Annotated in this window: 23 protein-coding genes; 13 read left to right on the plus strand and 10 right to left on the minus strand. The window is 71.8% G+C overall.

Annotated features, from left to right (window positions below; all coding sequences use genetic code 11):
• Window positions 1-331: 331 nt before the first annotated feature.
• The 3 genes from LGI35_RS39300 to LGI35_RS39310 form a co-directional block, all read right to left on the minus strand.
• Window positions 332-1,354, minus strand: coding sequence for a hypothetical protein (locus LGI35_RS39300; protein ID WP_376226814.1), 1,023 nt, complete (start codon window positions 1,352-1,354; stop codon window positions 332-334).
• A 240-nt stretch (window positions 1,355-1,594) separates the two neighbouring features.
• A complete protein-coding gene (locus LGI35_RS39305) occupies window positions 1,595-3,247 on the minus strand; it encodes an amidohydrolase (protein ID WP_227299198.1) in 1,653 nt (550 codons plus the stop codon).
• Between the two features lie 42 nt (window positions 3,248-3,289).
• Entirely contained in the window at window positions 3,290-4,711 is a 1,422-nt protein-coding gene (locus LGI35_RS39310) for a purine-cytosine permease family protein (RefSeq protein ID WP_227299199.1), read from the minus strand.
• A gap of 137 nt (window positions 4,712-4,848) precedes the next feature.
• Between LGI35_RS39310 and LGI35_RS39315 the strand changes: the two genes are divergently transcribed.
• The 3 genes from LGI35_RS39315 (at window position 4,849) to LGI35_RS39325 (ending at window position 7,076) form a co-directional block, all read left to right on the plus strand.
• Window positions 4,849-5,451, plus strand: a complete 603-nt coding sequence (locus LGI35_RS39315; RefSeq protein ID WP_227299200.1) for a TetR/AcrR family transcriptional regulator — start codon at window positions 4,849-4,851, stop codon at window positions 5,449-5,451.
• A gap of 77 nt (window positions 5,452-5,528) precedes the next feature.
• Window positions 5,529-6,233, plus strand: coding sequence for a ribonuclease H family protein (locus LGI35_RS39320; protein ID WP_227299201.1), 705 nt, complete (start codon window positions 5,529-5,531; stop codon window positions 6,231-6,233).
• A 51-nt stretch (window positions 6,234-6,284) separates the two neighbouring features.
• Complete coding sequence (locus LGI35_RS39325) at window positions 6,285-7,076, plus strand: 4'-phosphopantetheinyl transferase family protein (protein ID WP_227299202.1); 792 nt, start codon at window positions 6,285-6,287, stop codon at window positions 7,074-7,076.
• On the opposite strand, the gene LGI35_RS39330 is transcribed toward LGI35_RS39325, so the two are convergent.
• Window positions 7,055-7,876 (minus strand): endo alpha-1,4 polygalactosaminidase, encoded by an 822-nt coding sequence (locus tag LGI35_RS39330; protein WP_227299203.1) that lies wholly within the window; start codon window positions 7,874-7,876, stop codon window positions 7,055-7,057. The genes LGI35_RS39325 and LGI35_RS39330 overlap by 22 nt on opposite strands.
• 218 nt (window positions 7,877-8,094) lie before the next feature.
• Here LGI35_RS39330 and LGI35_RS39335 point away from each other — a divergent pair, with 218 nt between their 5' ends.
• Entirely contained in the window at window positions 8,095-9,006 is a 912-nt protein-coding gene (locus LGI35_RS39335) for a D-2-hydroxyacid dehydrogenase family protein (protein ID WP_227300710.1), read from the plus strand.
• Window positions 9,007-9,103: 97 nt separating this feature from the next.
• Window positions 9,104-10,144, plus strand: a complete 1,041-nt coding sequence (locus LGI35_RS39340) for a hypothetical protein (protein WP_227299204.1) — start codon at window positions 9,104-9,106, stop codon at window positions 10,142-10,144.
• Window positions 10,145-10,198: 54 nt separating this feature from the next.
• Here LGI35_RS39340 and LGI35_RS39345 read toward each other — a convergent pair whose 3' ends face one another.
• Entirely contained in the window at window positions 10,199-11,458 is a 1,260-nt protein-coding gene (locus LGI35_RS39345; RefSeq protein WP_227299205.1) for a hypothetical protein, read from the minus strand.
• Window positions 11,459-11,654: 196 nt separating this feature from the next.
• Here LGI35_RS39345 and LGI35_RS39350 point away from each other — a divergent pair, with 196 nt between their 5' ends.
• The 3 genes from LGI35_RS39350 (at window position 11,655) to LGI35_RS39360 (ending at window position 14,319) form a co-directional block, all read left to right on the plus strand.
• Complete coding sequence (locus LGI35_RS39350) at window positions 11,655-12,545, plus strand: SDR family oxidoreductase (protein WP_227299206.1); 891 nt, start codon at window positions 11,655-11,657, stop codon at window positions 12,543-12,545.
• Between the two features lie 154 nt (window positions 12,546-12,699).
• Window positions 12,700-13,500, plus strand: a complete 801-nt coding sequence (locus LGI35_RS39355) for a GntR family transcriptional regulator (RefSeq protein ID WP_227299207.1) — start codon at window positions 12,700-12,702, stop codon at window positions 13,498-13,500.
• A gap of 45 nt (window positions 13,501-13,545) precedes the next feature.
• On the plus strand, window positions 13,546-14,319 hold the full coding sequence (locus LGI35_RS39360; protein ID WP_227299208.1) for a sulfite exporter TauE/SafE family protein: 774 nt from the start codon (window positions 13,546-13,548) through the stop codon (window positions 14,317-14,319).
• 51 nt (window positions 14,320-14,370) lie between these two features.
• On the opposite strand, the gene LGI35_RS39365 is transcribed toward LGI35_RS39360, so the two are convergent.
• Window positions 14,371-15,234 (minus strand): carbon-nitrogen hydrolase family protein, encoded by an 864-nt coding sequence (locus LGI35_RS39365; RefSeq protein ID WP_227299209.1) that lies wholly within the window; start codon window positions 15,232-15,234, stop codon window positions 14,371-14,373.
• A 3-nt stretch (window positions 15,235-15,237) separates the two neighbouring features.
• Window positions 15,238-16,740, minus strand: a complete 1,503-nt coding sequence (locus LGI35_RS39370) for an APC family permease (RefSeq protein ID WP_227299210.1) — start codon at window positions 16,738-16,740, stop codon at window positions 15,238-15,240.
• Window positions 16,741-16,878: 138 nt separating this feature from the next.
• Between LGI35_RS39370 and LGI35_RS39375 the strand changes: the two genes are divergently transcribed.
• Entirely contained in the window at window positions 16,879-17,478 is a 600-nt protein-coding gene (locus LGI35_RS39375; protein WP_227299211.1) for a TetR/AcrR family transcriptional regulator, read from the plus strand.
• A gap of 58 nt (window positions 17,479-17,536) precedes the next feature.
• On the opposite strand, the gene LGI35_RS39380 is transcribed toward LGI35_RS39375, so the two are convergent.
• Entirely contained in the window at window positions 17,537-18,178 is a 642-nt protein-coding gene (locus LGI35_RS39380) for a MerR family transcriptional regulator (protein WP_227299212.1), read from the minus strand.
• A gap of 117 nt (window positions 18,179-18,295) precedes the next feature.
• Here LGI35_RS39380 and LGI35_RS39385 point away from each other — a divergent pair, with 117 nt between their 5' ends.
• From LGI35_RS39385 to LGI35_RS39400, 4 genes are all read left to right on the plus strand, one after another.
• Window positions 18,296-18,775, plus strand: a complete 480-nt coding sequence (locus tag LGI35_RS39385) for a DUF4188 domain-containing protein (RefSeq protein WP_227299213.1) — start codon at window positions 18,296-18,298, stop codon at window positions 18,773-18,775.
• A gap of 72 nt (window positions 18,776-18,847) precedes the next feature.
• On the plus strand, window positions 18,848-20,935 hold the full coding sequence (gene ligA, locus LGI35_RS39390) for an NAD-dependent DNA ligase LigA (RefSeq protein ID WP_227299214.1): 2,088 nt from the start codon (window positions 18,848-18,850) through the stop codon (window positions 20,933-20,935).
• Between the two features lie 225 nt (window positions 20,936-21,160).
• Entirely contained in the window at window positions 21,161-21,337 is a 177-nt protein-coding gene (locus LGI35_RS39395) for a hypothetical protein (RefSeq protein WP_227299215.1), read from the plus strand.
• 304 nt (window positions 21,338-21,641) lie between these two features.
• On the plus strand, window positions 21,642-22,028 hold the full coding sequence (locus LGI35_RS39400) for a PPOX class F420-dependent oxidoreductase (protein WP_227299216.1): 387 nt from the start codon (window positions 21,642-21,644) through the stop codon (window positions 22,026-22,028).
• Window positions 22,029-22,037: 9 nt separating this feature from the next.
• On the opposite strand, the gene LGI35_RS39405 is transcribed toward LGI35_RS39400, so the two are convergent.
• Window positions 22,038-23,084: a tetratricopeptide repeat protein gene (locus LGI35_RS39405; RefSeq protein ID WP_227299217.1), complete on the minus strand. Its 1,047-nt coding sequence runs from the start codon at window positions 23,082-23,084 to the stop codon at window positions 22,038-22,040.
• Between the two features lie 226 nt (window positions 23,085-23,310).
• On the minus strand, window positions 23,311-24,789 hold the full coding sequence (locus tag LGI35_RS39410; RefSeq protein ID WP_227299218.1) for an FG-GAP-like repeat-containing protein: 1,479 nt from the start codon (window positions 24,787-24,789) through the stop codon (window positions 23,311-23,313).
• Between the last annotated feature and the right edge of the window lie 84 nt (window positions 24,790-24,873).

Here is a 24,873-nt window from a genome sequence, read left to right on the forward strand (position 1 = left end):
CGCAGTGCATCGGGCTTCAGCCCGCTGGTGAAGCGAACCTGGCGATCGCGACGCGGGGAGTCACGGCTTCCATCCCTGCGGAGCAGGGATGGAAGGTCCTCTGGACTGCCGATGCGGAGCATCATGGCTCGCCTCCCGCCCGGCCTCCGTCCCACGCGTCCGACGATCATTGGAGGGCGCGATGGGCCGAACCGAAGGTAGGGCCAGAACCCGTTCTGGCCCTACGCGAAGAATGCAGGAAGCCACGGAATCCCGGCAGGAAGCCGTGCCGCATAGCGGCACAGCAACCCGTGGGACGGTCAGAATCCTCCGCTTCAGCCCGAGGAGCAGGTCAGTGGACCTTCGCCTGGATCGCCGAGATGCAGGAGGCGATGGCCTGCTGGAGGTCTTCGAGGCGCTTGAGCATGTCGTCCTCGTAGACGTCGTCCTCGGCGTCGTCGAGGGTCAGCTCCTCGAAGACCTTCGTCGCCTTCTGCAGGCTGTTGTAGAACTTCGCCCTGCGCTCCTTCACCCGGAGGTCGGGGTCGCTCTCGACGGTCTTGGTGACGAGCTCGCGGACGGTGTCGTACGCCTCACGCGCCCACTCGCCCGCCTCCTCGCCGTCGTCCAGCTCGTCGATCAGCGAGAGGTGGCGCTCGGCCTCCTCGCGCAGTTCGCGCGGCGCTTCGATCTTCTGGCCGGCCGGTGTCTTGATCTGGCCGTTCTCGGCGATCTGACGCACGTACTCGACCCGGTCGCCGGCCTTCGCCTCGGCGGCGACGGCCTTCTTCAGGTCGTCTGCCCGGACGATGTCCCTGACCAGTTCCGTGCGCAGGGCGGGGTCCTCCTCCAGGCGGTCCATCAGGGCCTTCCTGGCCGCCTCGGCGGTGCCGGGGTCGGCGAGGATCGCGGCGCGCAGCGCGGTCGGGTTCTCGGCGACCTCCAGGGCCTTGGTCGGGCGGATGCCCTCGGCCTCGGCGGCCGCCGAGATCGCGTGACCGCGCGGTGACACGGCGATGGAGCGCGACGCGTAGTACGACAACCAGACGTCGGAGTCCGGGAGTTCGACGTCCTGGCCCGGGGCGAGCGCCTCGAAGTGCGGCACGAGTCCGTCGTCGGCGGCCTTGTCCCAGGCCTTGTAGTAGCGCATGACGCGCTCGGCCGAGCAGCCCGCCAGCTCGCTGAACCGGCGGGCCGAGATCTTGGGCGTCTCACCCACGGCCTGCCCGCCGGGACGCACACTGCGCGCCACCATGAGGGCGAACGCCCATCCGCCGGTCCGGGCGTAGACGCCGAAGGCTCGTGCGTCCTCGGCGATCGGCTCGGAGACCTCCGACGTGTCCTCCGAAGTGTCCTCCGACGTCGCGTCCGTCACCTCGTCCGGGGTGCCGTCCGGGGTTACGGCCGGTACCCAGATGTTTTCCTCGGCGGGCCCGGCCTGCGCCGGGACAGCCTCCTCGGAGGTGACCTCCGTTGCGGCGGATTCGGTCGCTTCGGTCGGAGTGATCGCTGAGGTCACGTAGGTTCTCCTGGGGCGTCACGGATGGACGAGGGTTGACGCGCTACTTTATCCCTCCTAATGGGCTGTTTTGTGCGCGGGTTGTCGTGCGGGTTCTCAGGCTTGGTGCTCGATCTTGCCGGCGACGACTACGGTTTCGGCCACGGTGCCCGGGATGTCCTCGAGTGCGGCGCGCAGAATGTCGCGGGACAGGACCACGAAGTCCGCTGCCTTGCCCACGCTCAGTGAACCCCGCTCGTGCTCAAGGAAGTTGGCGTACGCGGAGCCCATGGTGTACCCGTACACCGCGGTCTCCACGTCCACGGTCTCGCCGGGCATCCAGGGCTCGCCGCCGGCCAGCGGGCGCCGGGTCACGGCCGTGTAGATGCCGACCATGGGGTCCATCTCGGCCACGTTCCAGTCGCTGGAGAAGGCGAGGACCGCGCCCGACTCGTGGAGGCTGCGCATGGGCCAGGCCTTGTGCCAGCGGTCGGCGCCGACGTTCTCGGCCCAGTCCTTGCCAGGGCCGGCGACCTCGGGCGCGCAGTGCCTCGGCTGCATGCAGGCGACCACGCCGAGCGCGGCGAAGCGCGCGGTGTCGGCCGGGTCGAGGCATTCGACGTGGACGACCTGGTGGCGGGCGTCCCGCTCGCCGTTGACCGTGCGGGCGTGCTCGACCGCGTCGAGGACCGTGCGGATGCCGCGGTCGCCGGTCGCGTGGACGAAGCACTGGAAGCCGCGCGCGTCGAGCTTGGCGAGGAGGTCCGCGAACTCCTCCGGCGGGTAGAACGTCTCGCCGCGGTGGTGGCCGCACCCCGTGTACGGCTCCAGGAGTGCGGCGGTGCGCGGCTCGACGACGTCGTCTATGTAGAGCTTCAGCGGTCCTACGCGCAGCCGGTCGTCGGCGTGGCGGTCCGCGGCGGCGGCGAAGTCGTCGAGGTCGGCGTCGGTGGTGCCGCGCGGGTGGAAGAGCGCGGCGACGATCCGCGAGCGGAGCCGGCCCTCGGCGCGGGCGCGCTCGAACAGGGCGAGGTCGTCGATGGAGTTCTGCGGTTCGACGACGGTCGTGATGCCGAAGCGGATCGCGTCGTCGAGCGACTTGGCGAGGCGCCCGTACTGGCGGTCGGCCGAGGCCCACGGCACGCCGAGCTGCTGGAGCGCGCGGTGTCCGTCGCGTGACAGGCCCTTGACGGCGAAGTCCTTGATGAATCCGGTGGGTTCACCGGTCTCGGGGTCGGTCGCGGCCTCGCCGAACGGCAGGCTCGTACGGTCCTTTTCGATGCCGAGGTGGCGCAGCGCGGCCGTGTTCAGCCACGCGGTGTGCACGTCGTAGCTGAGGACGAACGCGGGGGTGTCGCCGGTCACCGGGTCGAGGTCGGCGACGGTGGGCATCCGGCCGCCGGGGATCGCCGAGTAGTCGAACGCCTCCGCCTCGATCCAGGCGGCCCCGGGGTGCGCCGCCAGCCACACGCGGATCCGGTCGTGGATCTCGTCGAGCGTGTCCGCGCCGGACAGCTGGACGCAGGCGTCGTCGGAGCCGAGCCGTACGTGGTTGTGCGCGTCGATGAAGCCGGGCAGGACCAGCTTCCCGCCGGCGTCGACGACCTCGGTGCCGGGCCCCGTCCAGGCCTCGGCGTCCGCGTCGGCCCCGAGCCAGACGATCTTGCCGTCGCGCACGGCGAGCGCCTGCGCCTCGGGCAGCTCCGGGTCGACGGTGTGGACGCGCGCGCCGCGCAGGACGAGGTCGGCGGGGGCGGGGGAGTGGGACATGAGGGGGAACTCCTCTGGGGGTACGGGTGGTTCGGTGAAGGGCTATGCGGCGGGGGCGACGGTCCGCCGGGCGAGCGCCCAGTACACGAGGGCGGAGACGACCGAGCCGAGCAGGGTCAGGTCGGCGCCGCCGAGCGGGGCGACCAGCGGGCCGGTCCAGAGCTCGGAGTCGCAGGTCAGCGAGGCGAAGACGATGCCGGAGAGCAGGGCGACGACACCGGCCGGGTGGTAGCCGCCCCGGTACCAGTACGCGCCGTCGCGGCCGGAGTGCAGGGAGGGGGCGTCGTACCGGCAGCGGCGCATCACCATGTCGGCGAGGAAGACGCCGCCCCACGGCGCGAACACGATGATCAGCAGGGACAGGAACGACAGCAGCGAGTCGGTGAAGTCCGTGAGGAACAGCGCGTAGAGCGAGCCGGCCACGGTGACGCCCGCGCTGATGAGGATCGCCTTGGACCGGCTCCACGGGATGCCGAGGACCTGGAGGTTCAGGCTCGACGAGTACAGCGTGATGATCGAGTTCGTGACCGAGCCGCCGAGCACCAGGGCCAGGAAGAGCGGCTGGAACCAGCCCGGCAGCAGACCTTCTGCGCCGGCCACCGCGTCCGACATGTCGGCCTGGGTGGCGGCGGCGACACCCGCGACACCGAGCGCGACCGAGGAGACGAGCCCGCCGAGCGCGCCGCTCCAGGTGATCGAGCGCAAGGAGGTGGTGCGCGGCAGGTAGCGGGTGTAGTCGGCGGGCATCGGGACGTACGAGAACGGGCCCGCCAGCATCACGACGAACGCGAGGCTCCAGCCCGAGGCGCCGGGGACGCCGCCGGTCGACGCGCCGGTGTCGGCGCCCGGGATCAGGAAGACGAGGAGCGCGGCGAAGCCGACGGCGAGGATGTACGCCATCCAGCGCTCGGCGAACTGCACGGTGGCGTGGCCCCACAGGGCGACGGCGAAGGTGAGCACCATCGTGACGGCCAGCGCGAAGGCGCGGGCGGCGGAGCCGTGCCAGCCGAGGTCCGCGCAGAACGCCTCGAGGGCGAGCGCGCCGACCACCGTGTTCACGATCGTGTAGCCGATCGAGACGATCCAGTTCAGCAGGCCGGCGGGCCAGTTCCCGCGGATGCCGAAGGGCGCGCGGGAGATCACCAGGGTCGCGGTGCCGGTGCGGATTCCGCTCAGGCCGGCGGCGCTGATCGCGAAGAACGCCAGGCCGCCGATGACGACGGCCGCGGTCGCCTGCCAGAACGAGAGCCCGAAGGACACGGCGAGCGCGCCGTTGATCACGTACGTGAAGGTCAGGTTCGAGCCGAACCAGAGCCAGAAGAGGTCCTTGGCGCCGCCGTGCCGCTCCTCGTCGGGGATGGGGTCGATGCCGTGGGTCTCGACCTGGAAGACCTCGTCACCGGTGGCGGCGACCGCCGGTCCGGCCTCCACGGGTCCGGGGTCCGCGGTGTGCTGCTGTGTCATCCCGCCGTCCTTGAATATCGTTCTAACTTCTTGAACGGCATTCAAGATGCGCCTCCTCGTCGCCTACGTCAAGACCCCACCCGGAAATCGCCGGATAGGGTCATGGCGTCGGGACCACGGATCAGGGAGGCGCGGCTGTGGCGGCTACGGCGCGACGGCGCGACGGGCAGGTCGCCCAGGAGCGGATGCTCGAAGAGGCGATGACGGCGATCGCCGAGGACGGCCTGGCGTCGCTCACGATGTCGGCGCTCGGCAAGCGTCTGGGCACCAGCGGCGGCCACATCCTGTACTACTTCGGCAGCAAGGACCGCCTCCTCCTCGAAGCCCTGCGCTGGAGCGAGAGCGGCCTGGCCGACCAGCGCCGGGCGCTCCTGTCCCGGCGCGTCACCGCCGAGCGCAAGCTCGACCAGTTCGTCGAGCTGTACCTGCCGCGCGGCCCGCGCGACCCGCGCTGGACGCTGTGGATCGAGCTGTGGGCCCGCACCTCCACCGACGAGGCGCTGCGCGAGGCCCAGGACGAGCTGGACCGTGGCTGGCAGGAGGACCTGGAGACCCTTCTGGACAGGGGGGTCAGGCAGGGACGGTTCGCACCGCTCGACACCGCCGAGCGAGCCTCCCAACTCCTCGCCCTGCTCGACGGGTTGAGCACCCGCATCGTGATCGGTCAGCGCGGCGCCGAACGGTCCGCGGTACTCGCCACCGCGCGTTCCGCTGCCGAACGGCTGGTGGAGCGGGCCTGACGGCCGGTGCGGTCGCGTCCGCGCACGTGTCGGGGGCGGGCGACGGGGTGTGGCGTTCGGCGCTCACCGGCACTGGCATGATCGGTGTCATGGCAGATCGCGTAATCGCCGCGTGTGACGGGGCGTCGAAAGGAAATCCAGGGCCCGCAGGCTGGGCCTGGGTCATCGCCGACGGTCGGGAGACCCCGGTCCGCTGGGAGGCGGGCGCGCTGGGCACGGCGACGAACAACGTCGCGGAGCTCACCGCTCTGGAGCGCCTCCTCGCCGCCACGGACCCGGGCGAGCGGCTCGAGGTCCGGATGGACTCCCAGTACGCGATGAAGGCGGTCACGACGTGGCTGCCCGGCTGGAAGCGCAACGGGTGGAAGACCGCGGCGGGCAAGCCGGTCGCCAACCAGGAGCTCGTCACACGCATCGACGCGCTGCTCGAAGGGCGCGCCGTCGAGTTCCGGTACGTCCCCGCGCACCAGGTCGACGGCGACCGGCTGAACGACTTCGCCGACCGGGCGGCGAGCCAGGCCGCCGTCGTGCAGGAACCGGCGGGCACCGACTACGGGTCCCCGGAACCCCCGGCGTCACCCGACACGGCCGCCGGCCCGTCGAAGCGGAAGCCCAAGTCGGCCTCGGCCCGATCGAAGACGGCCTCGACCCGCACGCTCAACGCCAAGTTCCCCGGCCGCTGCGTCTGTGGCCGGTCCTACGCGGCCGGCGAGACCATCGCCAAGAACCCGAAGGGCTGGGGCCACCCGGAATGCCGTACCGGCGCGGGCGCCGCGGAGTGAGCCGGGCGGGCCGTCGGGGCCGGTGGGTGGCGTGACGACGGCGGGATCCGCGTGACCCGGGCCCCGGACGTCACTCCTGGGCCGGATCTCGCCCCCGATCCCGCGGCTCCGGGTCCCTGGGACGGCCGCCCGTCCCTGTGGCTGCTCAGGACCCCGGGGCGCGGAGAACCGCAGCCCGCACTGGACGACTCCGCTCTCGACGCGGACGAGCGCGCCCGGGCGGCCGCCTTCGTGCGGAGCTCGGACCGCGACCTGTACCTGGCCGCACACATCTCCCTGCGTCGGCTCCTCGGCGCCAGTCTCGGGACCTCGCCGGGGAGTGTCCGGTTCACCCGCGAGCCCTGTCCGCAGTGCGGCGGCCCGCACGGACGCCCGGCCCTGCCCGGCCCTCACCCGCCGCTGCACTTCTCCCTCTCGCACTGCGAGGGGCTCGTCCTGATCGGCGTGGCGGGAAACCCGGTGGGTGTGGACGCGGAGCGGGTGCCGGACCCCGGAACCGTGGACGACCGGGTGAAGGAGCTGCACCCGGCGGAGCGCGCCGATCTCGCCGCGCTCCCGGCGGAGGCACGCGCCGTGGCGTTCTGCCGGGTGTGGTCACGCAAGGAGGCCTACCTCAAGGGCGTCGGCGTCGGCCTGGGCCGCGCCCTGGACGCCGACTACGTGGGTGACCGTCCACGCCACGACGCCTTCCACCCTTCCGGCTGGTCCCTGCGCTCCCTCGACCTCGGACCGCTGCGCGGCACACACGCCGCAGCGGTCGCCCTGTGGGACTCCGCGTCGCCGGCCCTGGGCATCCTGCCCGACGCGTACCCGCACATCCCTCAACAGGTGCGCCGCACATAGCCGTTGCTCCCAGGAGTCGTCACGTCGTGGTCCCTGCGGACGATGTCCAATCGCCTTCCGAACGCGCGGCAGGCCTTGCGCAGGCCGGCGTCGGTGTACTCGATCACCACGACCCGGTCGTCGAAGGCCTCCGCGTACACACCGCACTCGTCGTAGGCGCCGCACTCCTCGGCGACGGCGAAGTCGGCGCCCAACTGACGGCTTGCAGAGGCCAGTTCGGCGGTGTTCTTCTGGCCGACGGCCAGCCCGGCCCGGTGCCCGCGCTTCACCAGCAACGCCATGAACGCCTTCGCGTCCCGCGCGCTCAGCAGGCCCTTCGAGCGCGTGTAACTGTCGTAGTTGTCCGGCTCGACCGCGTCGAAGCCATGGTCGGCGCAGCCGTCGATCCAGGGGCCGACGCGGGCCGCCACCCGCTCGCGTTTCTTCGCCGTGCCGATGTCGAGGAGAGGCTCGTCCCAGTCCCGGTCGACGACGACCTGACCGTTCTGGTCGCGCAGCAGCAAGTCGTCCGGCCAGGCGTCCCGTTCGTCGGGCTGCGCCTGGAAAGCGTTGACGTAGCAGATGTTGTACAGGCCGGGAGCGGGCCGCGTCGCCCGGTCCCGGCTCACGACGCCGACGTCCTTCGCGGGCGGATAGGCGCCACCGATCTGGTAGTCGAAGCCCGCGTGCCGGGGCGGCGGACTCCAGTCGGCCCCGCCGCCTGCGCCCTTTCCGGCGCCGGAGGAGCACCCGGCGACGAGCGAGGACAGCAAGGCGGTGATCAGGACGGGGATGAGCACGTTCGTGTCGCGTGACGCCATGCCTTATTTGATCACCGCCCCACAGCGCGGGACGGATCAGGTGTTCCCTGGATGGCAACCGACTTCACGGTGCCGCCCGATCTCTACATGACCAGCCGCAGGTTGATGGTCTCGCCGGGGGAGCCGTTAGTGTTTCCGGAACCGGACCTTTCAGGGGAGTTGCGTTGACCAGACTGCGCTGCGCCGTGCTCGACGACTACCAAGGCGTGGCCTTGTCCATGGCGGACTGGACCAGAGTCGGGACGGACGTCGAAGTCCGTTCCCTGCAGCGCTACTTGCCGACCGAGGACGCCGTGGTCGCGGCGGCCGGCGGCTGCGAGATCGTGGTCGCGATGAGGGAGCGCACCCCCTTCACGGACACCCTCTTCGCCCGCCTCCCGCAGCTGCGTCTCCTCATCACCTCGGGGATGCGCAACGCCTCCATCGACCTGGCCGCAGCGGCCCGGCACGGCGTCACGGTGTGCGGCACCGCCAGCAACTCCGAGCCGCCCGTGGAACTGACGTGGGCGATCATCCTCGGCCTCGCGCGGAACGTGGTGCGCGAGAGCAACGCCCTGCGCGACGCGGGCCCCTGGCAGAGCACCCTCGGCGCCGACCTGCACGGACGCCGCCTCGGCCTCCTCGGGCTCGGGAAGATCGGCACCAAGGTCGCCCGCGTCGGCCAGGCCTTCGGCATGGAGGTGGCCGCGTGGAGCGAGAACCTCACCGAAGAGCGCGCCGCGGCGGCCGGTGTCACCCTCGCGTCCTCCAAGGAGGAGCTCCTGGAGAGCAGCGACTTCGTCTCCGTCCACCTCGTGCTCAGCGACCGCACACGCGGCCTGATCGGCGCGGACGAGATCAAGCGCATGCGCTCCACCGCCTACCTGGTCAACACCTCGCGCGCCGCGATCGTCGACCAGGACGCCCTCGTACGTGCCTTGCACGACGGCTGGATCGCGGGCGCGGGCGCCGACGTCTTCGATACGGAACCGCTCCCGGCCGACCACCCACTGCGCACCGCCCCGAACTTCCTCGGCCTGCCGCACCTCGGCTATGTCACCCGCCGCAACTACGAGGGCTATTTCGAGGGCGCGGTCGAGGACATCGAGGCGTTCCTCGCGGGGAGCCCCGTGCGCACGCTGACGGCCTGAGCGGGAGAGGGGGCCCGGGCCGGGCGCGGGGCGAACGGCCGGGCCGGGTAGGGTCCGGCCGTACGTGTGACGCCACGGGGGCCGCACGTTTTCGGTGGTGACGGGGGCAGGGACGATGCGGCGCTGGATCAAGGTGGCGGTGGCGGCCGCGGCAGTCCTCGGCCTGGGTGGCTACATCGCCGAGCCGTACGCGCAGGACTGGTGGCTCGTCGGACGCGCCTGCGACGGGGCCCTGCCCCGCGACTCCGTCGCACAACTCACGCCTGACGACGCTCAGTTCACGAAGGGGGAGTCGCACGGCGTTCCGGAACTCGGCTTCTACGGGTGCAGCCTCGCGTACGACGGGGACCACACCGAGGACGTGGCGATGATCGGCGTGGCGGCGTACACCGGCCGCGACGACCAGGACCGGGAGTTCAAGCGGGTCTTCAACGAGGGCGGCTTCGAGCAGCAGATGGTGCTGTCGGGCGGGCTGCCCGGGATCGTCGACGGCTACGGAGTCATCCGCATCGTGACGCCGTGCCCCGCGCTGGGCAAGGACATCGAGGGCAGGCCACGGAAGATGCTGGTCCGCGTCGGGATGTCCAGGAACGTGGACAAGAGTGCCTCCGGAGCCGTTTACCGCACGGCACTGGCCCTCGCCAACTCGGCCTCGAAAAAGCTCGGTTGCGGTGCCAGGCCTCTCAAGACGCCGCACCGGACCACCGGGTTCGACACCGAGGAGCGATGGCGGCGGGCCGTGTCCCCGGCGAAGGCGGAGGGCACCGGGTGCGACTGGGTGGCCGGAGCGGGTCTGGCGAAGAGCGAGGGGTGGAGTCTCGTCGCGGAGGCGAACGACGCGGCGCCCACGAGCAGTTGCAGGCTCCGCACCGATGGGGGCGACGGCGCGTACCGGGCCGGTATGACGTTCGGCGCCTGGTACGGGGACTGGAGCAACCGCCTCACGGCATCGGACGACAACGGTGAACGCCGGCCCCTGACCGCCACGGCCCGCTGCGACGGAGAGGCGGCCAACTTCGCGCTCGACGCGACCAAGGACACGCCCGGTATCGACAAGGCGGACCGGCGGCACCTGCTCAGGGAGTTCGCCGAAGACCAGGTGCGGCGGCGCGGCTGCTCCGGACTGAGGCTCTTCTGAGTGACGGCGACGCGGCCTCGGTACTCCTGAGCCACAGCGACGCGGCGCTGTCGGTCAGAAACGCTCGACGTAGGTGATCCACAGGGCCCGTACGTAGTAGTCGTCCATCGACTGCCGCATGGCCGTGGCGCGTTCGGAAGGGACGCCGCGCTCCTTCGCCCAGCGGTCGAGCACCGTGAACATCTGGCGCCGGCCGTCCATCACATCGCCGCGCAGAGGTCCCGACGTGGGCCGGTCGGCGATGTCACCCATCGGCGGGCGGGTCGTGAGCCGGTGCGACGCGGGCCGGAAGATGCCGCGACTGTGCTTGCGCACCGACGTGTCGAACGCCGCGACGTCCTTGATCGTGCCGTCCTTCGCGTAGCCGGACCGCAGGGCCATGAGGGTGCCGATGTGGTCGGCCAGGTCCTGGAGGTCGTTGTCGGTCCAGGTCGTGGGGGTCGTGTACGAGTCGCCGGGGCGGTAGGAGGGGTCGCCACCCTGGCGGGTCAGCCGCTCCAGATAGTGCGCGAACTGGGCGCGGTGCGCGTCGTAGAGGATGGCGAACGCCTCCGGGTTCTTGGCGAGTTCGGTGACCAGACCGGGGACGTCGGCACTCACGTCCGCGTACCGGTCCCCGTACTCGAAGGTGGCGTGCGCCTCGCCGGGGGAGAGGAAACGGCCCAGCCGGACCCAGCCGTGGCTGTCCAGGGCGGCTTCTGCCGGGGGCGCGGCGGGTCCGGTCACGTCGTCCGACGAGAGCCCTCCGAAGTCGTCGTCGCGGAGGGCGTCCACCTCGTACTCGGCGAGCATCCGTGCCACCGGGGGTGCGAGGGCCGCCGGGATCTCGCGGTCGCTGAGGGCCGCGGCCACGGCGTAGGCGCTGCGGGCCTGTGCCATGGTGTGCGGCTTTCCGGGCCCGGACGCGCGGGTGCCCGCGTCGATGACCCGGCCGAGGACGCGGGCCCCGTCCCCGCAGAACCCGTCGTGCGCGAGAAGCTTCTTGGCGCCACCGATACGGTCCATGCTGTCACCCGGGTCCAGCGCCTTCGTGGCTGCGACGGGATCGCCCGCGAGGGCGCGCGTCGTGTCGGACACCGAGGTGCAGGGTTCGGCGTCGGCACCGGACCCGGTGAGGACCAGCGGCACCGCGACCGCTGCTACGACGGCGACCGCCACCGCCGACGACAACAGCCGGTGAGCACGCAACCGGCCGGCCAGGCGCCGCACCGCAGTGACACCGGCCCCGCGCGCGGGTGTCGCGTCGCCGTGCTCGTCATCGTTCTTGTCGTCGTTCTCGCTCACGGCGCTGCCGCCGCTTCCCCCATCGCGCATCCGGGCAGAGTAGCGGCCGGTGGGGCTGCGGGCGTGGGCGGGGGAGCGCGCCAAGGACACGCGGACCGTACGCCTGGCGAAGAACCGACTGTCTTCGTGCCTCCCGCTGATGAACTACCTCTTGGTGCACGGCAGTTGCCACCACACGATTCGCGTCCCACCGATCGCAGCGACACCGGACAGAGAGGCCCCCACCATGATCCTGGTCACCGCAGCCACCGGAAACATCGGCCGCCCAGTCGTCAGCGCGCTGGCCGCGCGCGGCGCCGAGGTGCGTGCCCTGACGCGTACGCCCGACACCGCTCGATTCCCCGACGGGGTCGAGGTGTGCGACAGCGCCGCGCCCGACTTCCAGGACGTGGAAGCGGTCTTGCTCAACCTGGCGGCGCTGTCGCAGGGCCCGGCCCCCTTCCTCGACGCGGCGAAGGCGGCCGGGGTCCGGCGCGTCGTCACCGTTTCCGCCCTGGTCGTGGCGGACGACGAGAACTCCGCGGAGACGGAGACGGAGACGGAGACGGAGACAGAGACGGAGACGGAGGCGGAGCCGGAGAGCTGCAGCAACGCGGCCATCCACCTCGACCTGGAACGGGCCGTAGAGGCGGCCGTTCCGGAGTGGACGCACCTGCGCCCGGGCGCGTTCGCCTCCAACTCCTACCAGTGGGCGGCGCAGTTGGCGGTCGGAGATGTCGTCCGGGGCCCGTACGCCGGAGCCGGTACGTCACCCATCCATGAGGCCGACGTCGCCGACGTGGCCGTACACGCCCTGCTCGGCGACGACCTTGTGGGTCAGGCCCTGTCGATGACCGGGCCGGAAGGGCTGACCTTGGCCGAGCAGGTCGAGATCCTCGGGCGGGCGCTCGAACGCCCCCTGCGCTTCGAGGAGATCGGCCCCGAGGCGGCGAAACAGGCCATGTTGTCCCGCCACGCCTGGATGGACGAAGCGGCGGTCGACTCGCTCATGACCTATCTGGCCCGCTCGGTCGGCCGCCCCGCGCCGGTCACCGACGAGGTCCCGCGCGTCCTCGGCCGCCCGGCCCGCACCTTCACGCAGTGGGCCGCGGAGCATGCGGGCGCGTTCCGGCACTGAGAGGCGCGTGATCTGCCCGGCGAAACCCGGAAAGCCGGCCGCGAAACCGCAGCTCAGCGGTTTCCGCAGGTCACGATGGGTGGCGTAACGTCGGCGTAACGCGGCAGGTGTGTGCGGTGGGGTAGCTTCGGGTCCGGAAAGCAGGTGACGAACGGTGGCGAACCACCCCACACATGACGGTCAACCCCCGCACCCGGGCCGGGCCCCGCACTCCGGCGGCACCCAACCGCGGGCCGAGCGGGCGCGGCGGGTCGCCGACACGCTTCGCCAGCAGATCACCTCCGGCGTCCACCCGCACGGGACGCTGCCCGACGAACGCGAGCTCGGCCACGCGCTCGGCGCCACCCGCAACGTCATCAGGGAGGCCCTCGCGCTGCTGAGCGACGAGGGGCTGATCATCCGCAGGCGCGGCATCGGCACCCGGATCGTGACGGCGAAGTACGGGCACGGCCTCGAACGCCTCACCGGCCTCGCGGAGACACTCGTCGACCACGGCACCGTGACCAACGAGGTGCGTGTGGCCCGGATCGTGCCGCACGCACCGAAAGCGGTCACTGAACGGCTCCGGCTGCCCGACGGGTCCGACGCCGTGTACCTGGAGCGCCTGCGGAGCCTCGACGGCCGCCCCCTCTCCGTCGACTCGACCTGGCTCGCCCCGGACATCGGCCGGGCCCTGCTCGACCGCGATCTGGCCCACCGGGACGTCTTCGACCTCATCGAGGAGACGACGGGACACCGCCTCGGCAGCGCGGAGGTCACCGTGCACGCCGTCACCGCCGAACCGGACACCGCGCGGCTCCTCGAAATCCCCGCGGGTGCGGCCCTGTTCGCGATCGACCGCCTGACGTGTCTCGCCGACGGCCGCCCCGTGGACGCGGAGACCCTACGGGTGCGTGCCGACCGGTTCGCCCTGCAGGCCTTGGTCCACCGGGGCCCCGTACCGCCCCGCACCTGACCGAAAGCCCCCTCGCACGCACCGCCCTCTTCCGGAGGCACCCCCATGCCCATGCACCTCGACGTCATCACTCTGTTGCTCCTCGCCCTGTTCGGGCTCGCGGGAGGCATCGGGATCACCGCGGTGGGGCCCGGCGGTGTGCTGCCCACGATCGGGATGTTCCTGCTGACGGGGCTCTCCCCGGCCGGCGTCGCGGGCACCGCCATCGCCACCCATGTGGCGACCGGCGCGCTCGGCACGGCCGCGTACACCCGCTCGGGACAGCTGCGGGAGGCGGTCACGCGGCGCACGGCGACGGTCCTCGCCGTGGCCGCACTCGTCGGCACACCCCTCGGAGTCCTGCTCAACACCCTGGTCCCGGCCCGGGGTTTCGGAATGCTGCTCGCGTGCGCCGTCACGGTGACGGGTGTCCTGGTGTGGGTGCGCGAGCGCCGTACGCCGGCCGCGGGGAGCGAGCCGGTGCGTGTGCCGCGCATGCTGATCGCCTTGGTGGGCTTCGGAGTTGCCGTCGTGGCCGGGCTCTTCGGCCTCGGCGGTCCGATGCTGAGCGTGCCCCTCCTGGTCGTCTGCGGGCTCCCGGTGCTGTCCGCCCTGGCCGCGGCGCAGGCGCAGTCCGTGGTGATCGCGGCGATCGGCACGGTCGGGTACGTGCTGCACGGTTCCGTCGACTGGGGGCTCGCCGCGCTGGTCGGAGTGCCGGAGCTGATCGGTGTGGTCGTGGGCTGGAGGATCGCCCACGCCGTGCCCGCACGCCGTCTCAAGTACGCCCTCGTAGGCACACTTCTGGCGCTGGCTCCGTACCTCGCCCTCCACTCCTGAGGTCCGGGCCCGCCCTGCCGGTGGCTGAAGGGCGGGCCCGGGATCAGGAGCTCAGCCCCGCTCGGGTCGCGGCTGGAACGTGCCGCCGTACATCGGCAGTCGCACGCTGGAGCCGTAACTCTCCAGCTGGGCCCAGGGCCGGTTGAGGCCCGAGGAGCCGAACTCGCGGACGCGGGTGACGGCGTCCAGGTCGAGGACGTCCGCCAGGAGTTCCTGGCCGGGGCCCGCCTGCTGGCGGACGGTGCCCTCGGGGTCGACGATGACGCTGGTGCCGACGGCGGCGGGGTCCGAGGCGTTGACGTTCACCACGTACACCTGGTTCGTCCAGGCGTTGGCGCGGGCGCAGACGATCTCCATGTCGCGGTCCCTGGTGGTGGTGAGCGTGGGCTGGACGATCACTTCCGCGCCCAGCCAGGCGAGCTGGCGCGCGGTCTCGGGGAACGAGCCGTCGTAACAGATCGCGAGACCGATCCTGCCGATGCCGGGCATGTCGAAGACGACGAACTCGCTGCCGGGCGCCGTCGTTTCGTAGGGCTGCCAGGGGAAGACCTTGCGGTAGCGCGCGACGATCTCGCCCTGTGGGGAGACCGCGAGGGCGGTGTTGTAGACGGTGCCGTCGGCGGCGCGCTCGTAGACGCTGCCGGGTATGAGCCACAGGCCCGTCTCGCGGGCGAGGTCGCCGATCCGGTCGGTGAGCGGCCCGGGGACGGTGACGGCCGCCTTGTCCATCCAGTCCTCGCGAGCGTCGAACAGCGGCCCTTCCGCGGACAGCATCAGCTCGGGAACCACGACGAGCTGGACGTGCGGAAGCATGGCGCGGGTGGCGCGGACCCGGTCGGCGAACAGCGCCCACGTGGCCTCGGGATCGAAGGGGACGGGCGCGGTCTGTACGGCGGCGATGCTGAGCGTACGCATGGATCAGTCCTCGGTGACGGTCAGTGCGGTGACGGCGTTGCGGCCGTCGCGGAAGAACGGGCGGAAGCGGTGGCGCAGCGCGAGCATCACGACCAGGCCGAGCAGGACGGAGCCGATGCCCAGCAGGAGTACGCCGCCGACGCCGAACAGTGAGGTGGAGCCGTACGAGGGGTCGGTCATGTCGACCGCGCTGCGGACGAACGCGGCGAGCATCATCAGTCCGCCGGCGAGCGGCAGCACTCCCTTGAGGAGCGCGTCGCGCCGGGACCGGCGCAGCTGCCCGCGGAACAGCCAGGCGCAGGCCAGGCCCGTGACGCCGTAGTAGAGCGCGATGAGCAGGCCGATGGACAGGATCGCGTCGCCGAGGAAGGCGGGCGAGAGCCAGGTCAGGGCCGCGAGGAGAACCGCGGCCGCCGCGCCCATGAAGACGGTGCCGAACGACGGTGTGCGGTGGCGCGGGTGGATACGGGCGAACGCCCGGGGCAGCGCGCCGTGGACGCTCATCGACAGGGTGGCCCGCGAGCTGCCGACGACGCAGGTGAGCAGCGCGGAGATCGCGGACACACACACGGCGAGCTGGACGCCCTTCGCGAGTGCCGTGCCGAGGACGGGCGGTCCGAGCGCGGACAGGACGTCGGCTGCGTTGCCGGCGTTGCCGAGTCCCAGGCCCGAGGTGCCCGTCCCCGCGAAGCTGATCGCGGCGACCGCCGTGAACAGATAGGTGACCAGGAGGACGAGCGTCGAGATGAGCGCGGCCCTGCCGGGGGTGCGCTCGCTGTCGCGCGTCTCTTCGTTGACGGTGAGCAGCGCGTCCCAGCCCCAGTAGATGTAGAGGCAGAGCAGGACCGCCTTGGCGAACGCGCCGAAGCTGTCGAACCCGAACGGGTCGAACCAGGCGAGCGAGGGCGTGAGCGCCCCGTGCCGGGCGAGCGCGGCGGCGCCGAAGCCGAAGAGGGCGACGAGTTGGAGCGCGAGCAGGACGTACTGGACGACCGCGGCGAGCTGGAGCCCGCGGTACGCGATGACGGTGATGGCACCGATGAGCAGCGCCGCGGTGACGGCGAGCGCGGTCTCGTCGGAGGCCAGTGAGTCAAGGCCGAGGAGATCGAGGAGGTATCCGGCGCCCACCTGGGAGAGCGCGGCCATGGCCGTGACCGTGGCGAACTGGGTGACCCAGCCGCCCAGGAGCCAGCCGGACGAGGGGCCGAAGGCGCGCGTCGTCCACACGAAGGTGGTCCCGCAGTCCGGCATCTCCTTGTTGAGCTCGCGGAAGGCGAACGCCGTCAGGAGGATCGGTACGAATCCGAGGAGCAGCGCGGCGGGCGCGAGGTGGCCGACGGCCACCGTCACGAAGCCGAGGGTCACGGCGATGCTGTAGGCGGGGGCGACCGAGGAGAGGCCGAGCGCCACGGAGGCGAGGAGTCCGACGGACCCGCTCCGCAGGCCCTTGGAGGGCGGCGGGGACGTGGTGGTGGGGGCGAGTGTCTGAGGGGGATCAGGGTTCACGGCGGCCTTCTGGTCGGCGGCGACGTTTCGTTAAACGCAGATTTAACGAACGGGCCGTGAAGCCTGTCAAGAGTGGGTTCGGTATCTTTACCCCGGCATCAGTGAATCGGGTGGGACCCGGGTCGGACGGAGGCGGTCGTGGGACGGCGCAAGGACCAGGAGGCGCGGCGCGCGCAACTGCACCAGGCCACGCTGCGCGCCCTGCACAGCCGGGGTCTCGAAGGGCTGCGGCTGCGCGATGTCGCCGAGGAGGCCGGGGTCACGTCGGCCGCGGTGCTCTACTACTACGACGACCTCGACGAGCTGATGTACGAGACCTTCCAGCGGGCCAACGAGCGCTTCAGCCGGGAGCGTGAGGAGAGCGCCGAGAAGTTCCCGGACGCCCGGGACCGGCTGCGGGCCTGTGTCGAGCACGGCGTCGCCGACGGGCCGGACGACCTGCTGCCCCGGCTGCTCTTCGAGTACTGGCCGCGCAGCCTGCGTGACCCCCGGGCGGCGGCCCTCGATGCCACGCTGACTGAGCGTCAGATTGCCGTGTACTACGCCACGTTGGTCCTCGGCGAGGCTCAGGGGCACTTCGCGCTCGCCGAGCCCGCGGGCCAACTGGCCGCCGGGTTCGTAGCGATGGAGGACGGCTTCCAGATGGAGGTGCTCGCGGGGCGCCGCACACGCGCCGAGGTGATCGCCATGCTGCACGCGTACGCCCGGATGGCTACGGGGTTCGATCCGTCGGCATGAGGCGGCGCGTGCGGGCGCAGGGTCACGGTCCTCGTGACCCTCGCAGTTCTCACCGTCCTCAGAGCCCGAACCGGCGCGCCGAGTGCTCCTCCTGGGCGAGCCTGCGCAGCATGAGCAGGACCGGCTCGTACAGGACCGCCGCCGCCACCGCGGCCTCGACCTTCTCCACCTCCTCGGGGAAGGTGTCGAGCCGGTCGATGTCGTGCTCGGCGACGCGTTCCATGTGCCGTGCGTACGGGCTGAGTTCGGGTGTTCCGCAGGTGTAGCCGAGGCGGTTGAGCGTGGCCACGGTCGTGACGAGGGTGCGGTACGAGGGGGAGAGGCTGCCGATCTCGCGCGCGGTGTCCCAGCCGAGCTCCACGAGGAGCCGGTCCACGGCCGAGGTCGCCTCGACCGTGGCCGGGTCGTCCTCGGGTGCCTCGGGTGGCTGCGGCAGCGCCCACAGGGCCGCGCCCATGCGGATCGTGCGGCCCAGCGAGTCGTCGTCCACGGCCGCGAGCACCTCGCGAGCGGTCGCCACCGGCACTCGGCCCACCTGGATCAGCGCCCGCACCAGACGCAGCCGGCGAAGGTGGGAGTCGTCGTACTCGGCCTGAGTCGCCGTCATGCGCCGTCCTGGCGGCAGGAGTTGCTCCCGGAGGTAGTACTTGATGGTGGGGATGGAGACCCCGCTCAGTTCGCTGAGTTCCGCGAGTCGCATCTCTTGCACCCCTCCTTGGACAGTGCCACTATCCAAGCATGGGTGCATGGGTAGCGGCACTCTCCAACTTCTTCAACTCTCTTCAACTCTTTCCAATTCAGTCGAATCGGGGGCGACATGGGCGCGAAGACACATGCCGGACGGATGACCGCGGGCGCACAGGGGGAAGTGGTGGTCTTCCTCATCGGCATGCGCATCAACCACTTCTGGGCCGTCCACCGATGGCTGCCGGTGTTCGTCGCGATGCCCATGATGATCAGGGAGCTGAACCGCGACCGCTCCCTCGGCCTCCTGCACCACATCCTGCTCACGGGCTCGCCGCGCACCTACATGGTCGTCCAGTACTGGGAGTCGAAGGAGAAGCTGCTCGCCTACGCCGCGGCCCCGGACAAGCGCCATCACCCCTGGTGGGCGCGGATCAACCGGTACGCCCGCAAGAGCGCGAGCCACGTGGGGATCTGGCACGAGACGTACGTCGTGCCCGAGGGCTCCTACGAGACGATCTACGGGGACATGCCGGCCCAAGGCCTCGGCAAGGCGTTCGGAGTCGCGGGCCTCGGGGACGGGGTGCAGGCGCGGGACCGGCTGCGGGTGTGAGGGGGAGCCTCTGACCCCGGGCGCCGCCGTCGCCTCCGGTCGATTGTCAGTGCCACCAGGCACGATGGCACCATGACAACGACTTCTGGTGAGTTCGTCCTGGCCGATGCCGCTGCCTACGCTCAGGCCGTCACGGACGCGTCCCTGGCGGCAGGCGCCTACTACACGGGCGGGACGTCGGCCCTCGACGACGACGCGTACGACCGGCTCGTGCGGGCCGTCGCCGCGTACGAGGCGGATCACCCCGACGAGGTGCTGCCGCACTCGCCGACCGGCAAGGTCGGGGGCGGCGCCGTCGAGGGGGACGTGCCGCACACGGTCCCGATGCTGAGCCTGGACAACGTGTTCGACGGTGAGCAGTTCACCACCTGGACCGCGTCGGTGGCCCGCCGGATCGGCCACGAGGTGACCCGGTGGAACGTCCAGCCCAAGCTGGACGGCCTGGCCATCGCCGCGCGCTACCACGAGGGGCGCCTCACGCAGCTGATCACCAGGGGCGACGGGACGGCCGGGGAGGACGTCTCGCACGCGATCGGCACCATCGAGGGCCTGCCCGACCGCCTCGCCGAGCCGCACACGGTCGAGGTGCGCGGCGAAGTCCTCATGACGATCAGCCAGTTCGAGCACGCGAACGAGGTGCGTACGGAGCACGGCGGCGCCCCCTTCGCCAACCCGAGGAACGCCGCTGCGGGCACGCTCAGGGCCAAGGAGCGCGCCTACACGGTGCCGATGACGTTCTTCGCGTACGGCCTGCTGCCCCTGCCCGGCACGTCGGCCGAGCACACCGAGGCACTGCGCTCACTGGCCCACGGCGAACTGATGGACCGCGCGGCCACGCTCGGCGTCAACACACCGGCCACGACAGCCGTTTCGGGACTCACCGTGGACACCGTCGAGGAGGTGCTCGCTCGGGTCGAGCACATCGCGGGCCTGCGCGCCGAGCTGCCGTTCGGCATCGACGGGATCGTCGTCAAGGCGGACCTCGCGGCCGACCAGGAGGCCGCCGGATCGGGCACGCGCGCCCCGCGCTGGGCCATCGCCTTCAAGCTGCCGGCCGTCGAGAAGATCACCCGCCTCCTCGGCGTCGAGTGGAACGTCGGCCGTACGGGCATCATCGCCCCGCGTGCCGTCCTCGAACCCGTCGACATCGACGGCAGCACGGTCACGTACGCCACGCTGCACAACCCGGCCGACATCACCCGGCGCGACCTGCGGATCGGCGACCACGTGATGGTCTACAAGGCGGGCGACATCATCCCCCGCATCGAGGCGCCCGTCGCCCACCTGCGCACCGGCGACGAACAGCCGATCGCGTTCCCCGACGTGTGCCCGCAGTGCGGCTCCGGCATCGACACGAGTGAGCAGCGCTGGCGCTGCGAGCGCGGCCGGAACTGCCATCTGGTGGCCTCGCTCTCCTACGCGGCGGGCCGCGACCAGCTCGACATCGAGGGCCTCGGCGCCACCCGCGTCGTCCAGCTCGTCGACGCGGGCCTGGTCGCCGGCCTCGCCGACCTGTTCGCCCTCACCCGTGACGGGCTCCTGGCGCTCGACCGCATGGGGGAGACCAGCACGGACAACCTCCTCGCCGCGATCGAGGCCGCCAAGGCGCAGCCGCTGTCCCGGGTCCTGTGCGCCCTCGGTGTGCGGGGCACCGGGCGGTCCATGTCCCGGCGTATCGCCCGCCACTTCGCCACGATGGACCACATCCGCGCCGCGGACGCCGAGGCGATGCAGCGGGTCGAGGGAATCGGCGCCGAGAAGGCCCCGGTGATCGTCTCCGAGCTGGCCGAACTCGCCCCGCTGATCGACCGGCTGGCCGCGGCCGGGGTGAACATGACGGAACCCGGCGCCACCCCGCCCGCGCCGGAGACCGAGACGGACGGAGCGGGCGAACCGGCGGCCGCCGCGGGCCCGCTGGACGGCATGACCGTCGTCGTCACGGGAGGCATGACCGGCCCCCTGGAGAAGCTCAGCCGCAACCAGATGAACGAACTCATCGAGCGGGCCGGCGGCAAGTCGTCCTCCAGCGTCTCCAAGCGCACCTCGCTCGTCGTCGCCGGTGAGGGCGCGGGTTCCAAGCGGGCCAAGGCCGAGGACCTGGGCATCCGCCTCGCCACACCGGACGAGTTCGCCGAACTCGTCGCGGACCTCCTGGAGTGAGGTGACGCCGGGCGGCCGATCCCGCCCCAGGTCGGGCCGTACCCCTAGGGCTCGTTTCCTGGCGGCGGGCGTGGTCGCGCTGGTGGTGCTGGTCGTCCTCGGCCGGGGCCTGCCGTACCTCTTCCTCGCCTTCCTCCATTCCGCGCGATGCGAACCCGCCACGGGGTCGTCCTGCGTGGCTGATCTCGGCCGCATCGCCGCAGCACGGTGGGGAGTTGACTGTGCGTGACCCAGCCGCACGGACAACAGATCCCCGCCGATCCCGCCTGCGTGTGCCCCGGCGAGCAATGGCCGCAGGCGGAGCGCCGGCCCAGGGCCTGGCGTGAGTACGGCACCCTCTTGATGGCGATCGTGGGGCTCACCCTGTCGCTCACCACCTTCTTGGTGACGGCTCTGCGCTGACCCCCGCGCCGGCGCGGCCCGCACCTGAGCCGATCTCCGTGGCCGCGTGGCCCGCACGACTCCAGAAGCGCCGAAGGCGTCGGCGCTCCTGGAGTCTCCTGGCTCTGCGCGCCCCGATCTGGATGCCACGAGGAGGCGCGCGGCGTGATCATCGTGGCGGGCCCGGGCGGGCACAGACGCGCGGATCGCCCGGATGCAGAGAAAGCTCTCACCTTCTTCACAATTTGTTGCAACGTCCACACCTGGAGTGGCGGACGTGACAAGGTCCCGGCGTTCGCCCGCCGGGGCGCCGTAGACTCGAGGCATGGATCACACGCGGCTCGCGCGGCTCAGCGCCGGGAAGTATCTGCTGGTCACGAGCTTCCGGAAGAACGGAAGCCCGGTGGCCACCCCCGTCTGGGTGGTCAGGGACGGGTCCGCGCTCGGTGCCTGGACAGCCGCCGACTCCTGGAAGGTGAAGCGGATCCGCAATCGAGCGGACGTCCTGGTGGGGCCGTGCGACGCCCGCGGAAACCCGACCGGCGACCAGTCGCCCGCCACGGCGGAGATCTGCTCCCCGGAGGACACCGCTCGCTATCGCAACCTGATCCGGCGCAAGTACGGCCTGCTCGGCAGGATGACGCTGTTCGGCAGCCGTCTGCGCCGCGGCCTCGGTGGCACGGTGGGCATCCGCATCACGCTCGGGGAGTGAGCACGGCGGTCAGGCCGCCGCACGGGTCTCGGACCGCGCAGCACCCCGCGTCGTCTCCGCACGGAACGCCACCACCATCTCCCGCGCGTGCCGCAGCCCGATCCGTGTGAAGTCGGCCTCGAGAACGTCGAGTTCGGCGAGCGTGGCGCGCCGGTCGCGGCCGAGCCGGGAGCGCGACTTGACCAGACCGAGCCGGCACAGCGCCACACCGCGGGGCTCGTGCAGGGCACGGAACTCCGCGAGCGTCGAGGCGTAGGTGTCGCGGGCCGCCTCGTAACGCCCGTCCCGGTAAAGGACGTTGGCGCGCATCTTGTGGTTGTACGCGAGCGCGCTCGCCAGATCCATCGCCCGGCAGATGCCCTCGGCCTCGGAGAGCAGGGCCAGCGCCCGGTCGGGTTCACCCCGCACGGACAGCACATCGGCCACGCCGCGCAGCGACCAGGCGCGGCCCCGCGCGTCGTCCGCCTCGGTGGCCACCCTGACCGACTCCTCGAAGAGTTCCAGAGCCTTGGCATGGTCGCCGGTGTTGCGGTGCATCTGGGCGATGCCGGACATCGCCCAGACCATGTGCCGGGGTTCGCCGTGGGCGCGGCCCTGTTCGAGCAGTTCCTCGTGGAGTGCGGCGACCGCCGCGTAGTCGCCCTGGATGCGTCCCGTCTCCGCCAGGCCCGCGAGCGCGTAGCCGTGGGCGAGCCGGTCGTCGCTCTCGGCGGCCAGGGTGACGGCGTGCCCGAGGAGCCGCCGGGCCAGACGCAGCGAGCCGCACTGGCGGGCCAGCGTGCCGCCGCTCCACAGCGCCCAGGCCATCGCCCCCGTGTGCCCGGCGGTGCGCGCGCTGCGATAGCTGCCGCGCCACGCGTCGCCCGCCTCGCGGACGTGCCCGAGCCGCCGGTTCGCCTCGGCGAGCGCCAGGGCGGCGCGCGCCCGCTCCAGGGGGCCCGCCGCCGCTTCGAGGGACCGGCCCGCTGCCGCGCGCACGTCCTCGTAGGAGGAGTTCACCCCGAGGGCCGTGCGCAACTCGCCCTGGTACTCCGGGGCGAATGCCTTGCCGTACATGTAGCCGTGTCCCTTCGCCGGTCCCGTCCTGCCGCTGCGTTCCGATCAAGAACGTACGAGCGGTGAGGGTCCCGGCGGATCCGTCCACGTATGTGTTGTGCCGTACGCCTTGAGTGCTACCTGGCGTCGGCCGGTCATCAAATGGACGTACGGGAAGTACGGAAGGCCGCCCGTCTCTGAGGGGGTGGGGAGGCGGGCGGCCTGGTTCGGATGTTCCGTGACGGTCCTACTCGTCGATGGCCGCGCCGAACTGCGCGTCCGCGGACGGAGCGCCGAGTGAGCCCGCGCCGTACGTCCACGAGCCGGAGGCGGTGACGCCGCCGGAGCCCGCGGAGAACACCCAGACCACTCCGTCGTTCGTGTTCTCGCCCGGTGCCGCCGCGAGGAGGCCGAAGCGGCCGTCGCGGTTCGGGTCGGTGAGGCGGACCTGGCCGCCCCACTTGTCGCCCTTCTCCGGCGCGCCCGGCACGTTCGCCGAGTTCTGGTCCCAGGACTGCGCTCCGGTCGCGGTCAGGCCCGAGGACGCGCCGCGCAGCACCCACACGGCGCCCGCGTCGGCGACCGTGCCGATGTCCTCGCCGGCCGCGCCGATCGCCACGTCGGCGTACCCGTCCCCGTTCGTGTCCGCGACGGACAGGTCCGTGCCCCAGCCGTCGCCGCGCTCGGCGGTGCCGGGCACGCCCGCGGAGTCCTGCGTCCACCACTGCACGTCGGACGACGGCCCGTCGGCGCCACCGAGGCGCACGCCCACCAGGCCGCCGGTCATCGAAGCGCCGCCGTCGTCGGGGGAGTTGGGCTCGCCGGTCACGAGGTCGTCGTACCCGTCGCCGTCGATGTCGCCCGACGCCGCCACGGGGCCGCCGCGCAGATCGCGCTCGTAGGTGAGGCCGTCGGCGTGCCCGGACAGGTACGACGACCAGCCGTGTCCCGGCTCGGAGCCCGCCGTCACGCCCGAGACGACGAGGTCGGCGAAGCCGTTGTTGTCGTAGTCCCCCGTGGTCAGCGACATGGGCACGATGTCGCGCTCGTCGGCGAGCCTGGACAGTCGGCTCGTGGAGCGGCGCTCCAGCGGTGCCTTCGAGGCGGGCTGCGGCGCGGCGTCGTAGGCGAAGAGCTCCAGGTCGTCCCGGTCGAGGACGGCGAGGACGTCGCCCGGCGTGTCGTTCGTGAAGTGCGCCGCCGTGACGCCCGTGCCGAACTTCTCGCCGGCGGTGGGTTCCTGGGTCTCCAGCCAGTCGCTGGCGGCGCCGGTGAGACCGGCCTTGGAGCCCCAGAGGACGGCCACGCCGCCCGCGTCCGTGGTCGTGCCGATGTCCTCGCCGGGGATCCCGACGATCGCGTCGTCGTAGCCGTCCCCGTCCAGGTCGCCCGTGGCCACGGCCTTCCCGAACGCGTCGCCGGTCTCGGCGGCGCCGGCCACGCCGGAGGTGGACTGGCTGAAGCGGGCGACGTTGGTGGTCCCGACGCCTCTCGACGACCCGTACTGCACGGTGACGAGGCCGGCGCCCTTCTTCCCGCTGACGGTGGCGCCGGGCGCGCCGACCAGGACGTCTTCGTAACCGTCGCCGTTGAAATCGCTGTTGCGGTCGTCGGCGTGCGTGCCTCCGGGTGTTCCGGCGTAGGCGGAGGGGGCGGTGGCGATGGCCGCACCGGACAGAAGGAGGAATGACGCCGCGGCCAGGGCGGCGGAACGGTTCTTGCGCACGAGCGGCTCCTGATGAGAAGGACGGCCGGGCAGCGCGGGGGATGTCCGGAAAGGGCCCGTTCCTTGTCCGGCGCCCTGTTTGAC

Source organism: Streptomyces longhuiensis (genome assembly GCF_020616555.1).
In the GTDB taxonomy this organism is placed as follows: domain Bacteria; phylum Actinomycetota; class Actinomycetes; order Streptomycetales; family Streptomycetaceae; genus Streptomyces; species Streptomyces longhuiensis.

Bases quoted from the DNA above. Each gene is read 5' to 3' on its own strand.
- LGI35_RS39380 (WP_227299212.1), bottom strand. From the start codon at position 18,178: ATGCGACTCGCGGAACTCAGCGAACTGAGCGGGGTCTCCATCCCCACC.
- LGI35_RS39320 (WP_227299201.1), top strand. From the start codon at position 5,529: ATGATCGGTGTCATGGCAGATCGCGTAATCGCCGCGTGTGACGGGGCG.
- LGI35_RS39305 (WP_227299198.1), bottom strand. From the start codon at position 3,247: ATGTCCCACTCCCCCGCCCCCGCCGACCTCGTCCTGCGCGGCGCGCGC.
- ligA (WP_227299214.1), top strand. From the start codon at position 18,848: ATGACAACGACTTCTGGTGAGTTCGTCCTGGCCGATGCCGCTGCCTAC.
- LGI35_RS39335 (WP_227300710.1), top strand. From the start codon at position 8,095: ATGGCGGACTGGACCAGAGTCGGGACGGACGTCGAAGTCCGTTCCCTG.
- LGI35_RS39405 (WP_227299217.1), bottom strand. From the start codon at position 23,084: ATGTACGGCAAGGCATTCGCCCCGGAGTACCAGGGCGAGTTGCGCACG.
- LGI35_RS39345 (WP_227299205.1), bottom strand. From the start codon at position 11,458: ATGCGCGATGGGGGAAGCGGCGGCAGCGCCGTGAGCGAGAACGACGAC.
- LGI35_RS39365 (WP_227299209.1), bottom strand. From the start codon at position 15,234: ATGCGTACGCTCAGCATCGCCGCCGTACAGACCGCGCCCGTCCCCTTC.
- LGI35_RS39385 (WP_227299213.1), top strand. From the start codon at position 18,296: ATGGGCGCGAAGACACATGCCGGACGGATGACCGCGGGCGCACAGGGG.
- LGI35_RS39360 (WP_227299208.1), top strand. From the start codon at position 13,546: ATGCCCATGCACCTCGACGTCATCACTCTGTTGCTCCTCGCCCTGTTC.
- LGI35_RS39310 (WP_227299199.1), bottom strand. From the start codon at position 4,711: ATGACACAGCAGCACACCGCGGACCCCGGACCCGTGGAGGCCGGACCG.
- LGI35_RS39330 (WP_227299203.1), bottom strand. From the start codon at position 7,876: ATGGCGTCACGCGACACGAACGTGCTCATCCCCGTCCTGATCACCGCC.
- LGI35_RS39350 (WP_227299206.1), top strand. From the start codon at position 11,655: ATGATCCTGGTCACCGCAGCCACCGGAAACATCGGCCGCCCAGTCGTC.
- LGI35_RS39400 (WP_227299216.1), top strand. From the start codon at position 21,642: ATGGATCACACGCGGCTCGCGCGGCTCAGCGCCGGGAAGTATCTGCTG.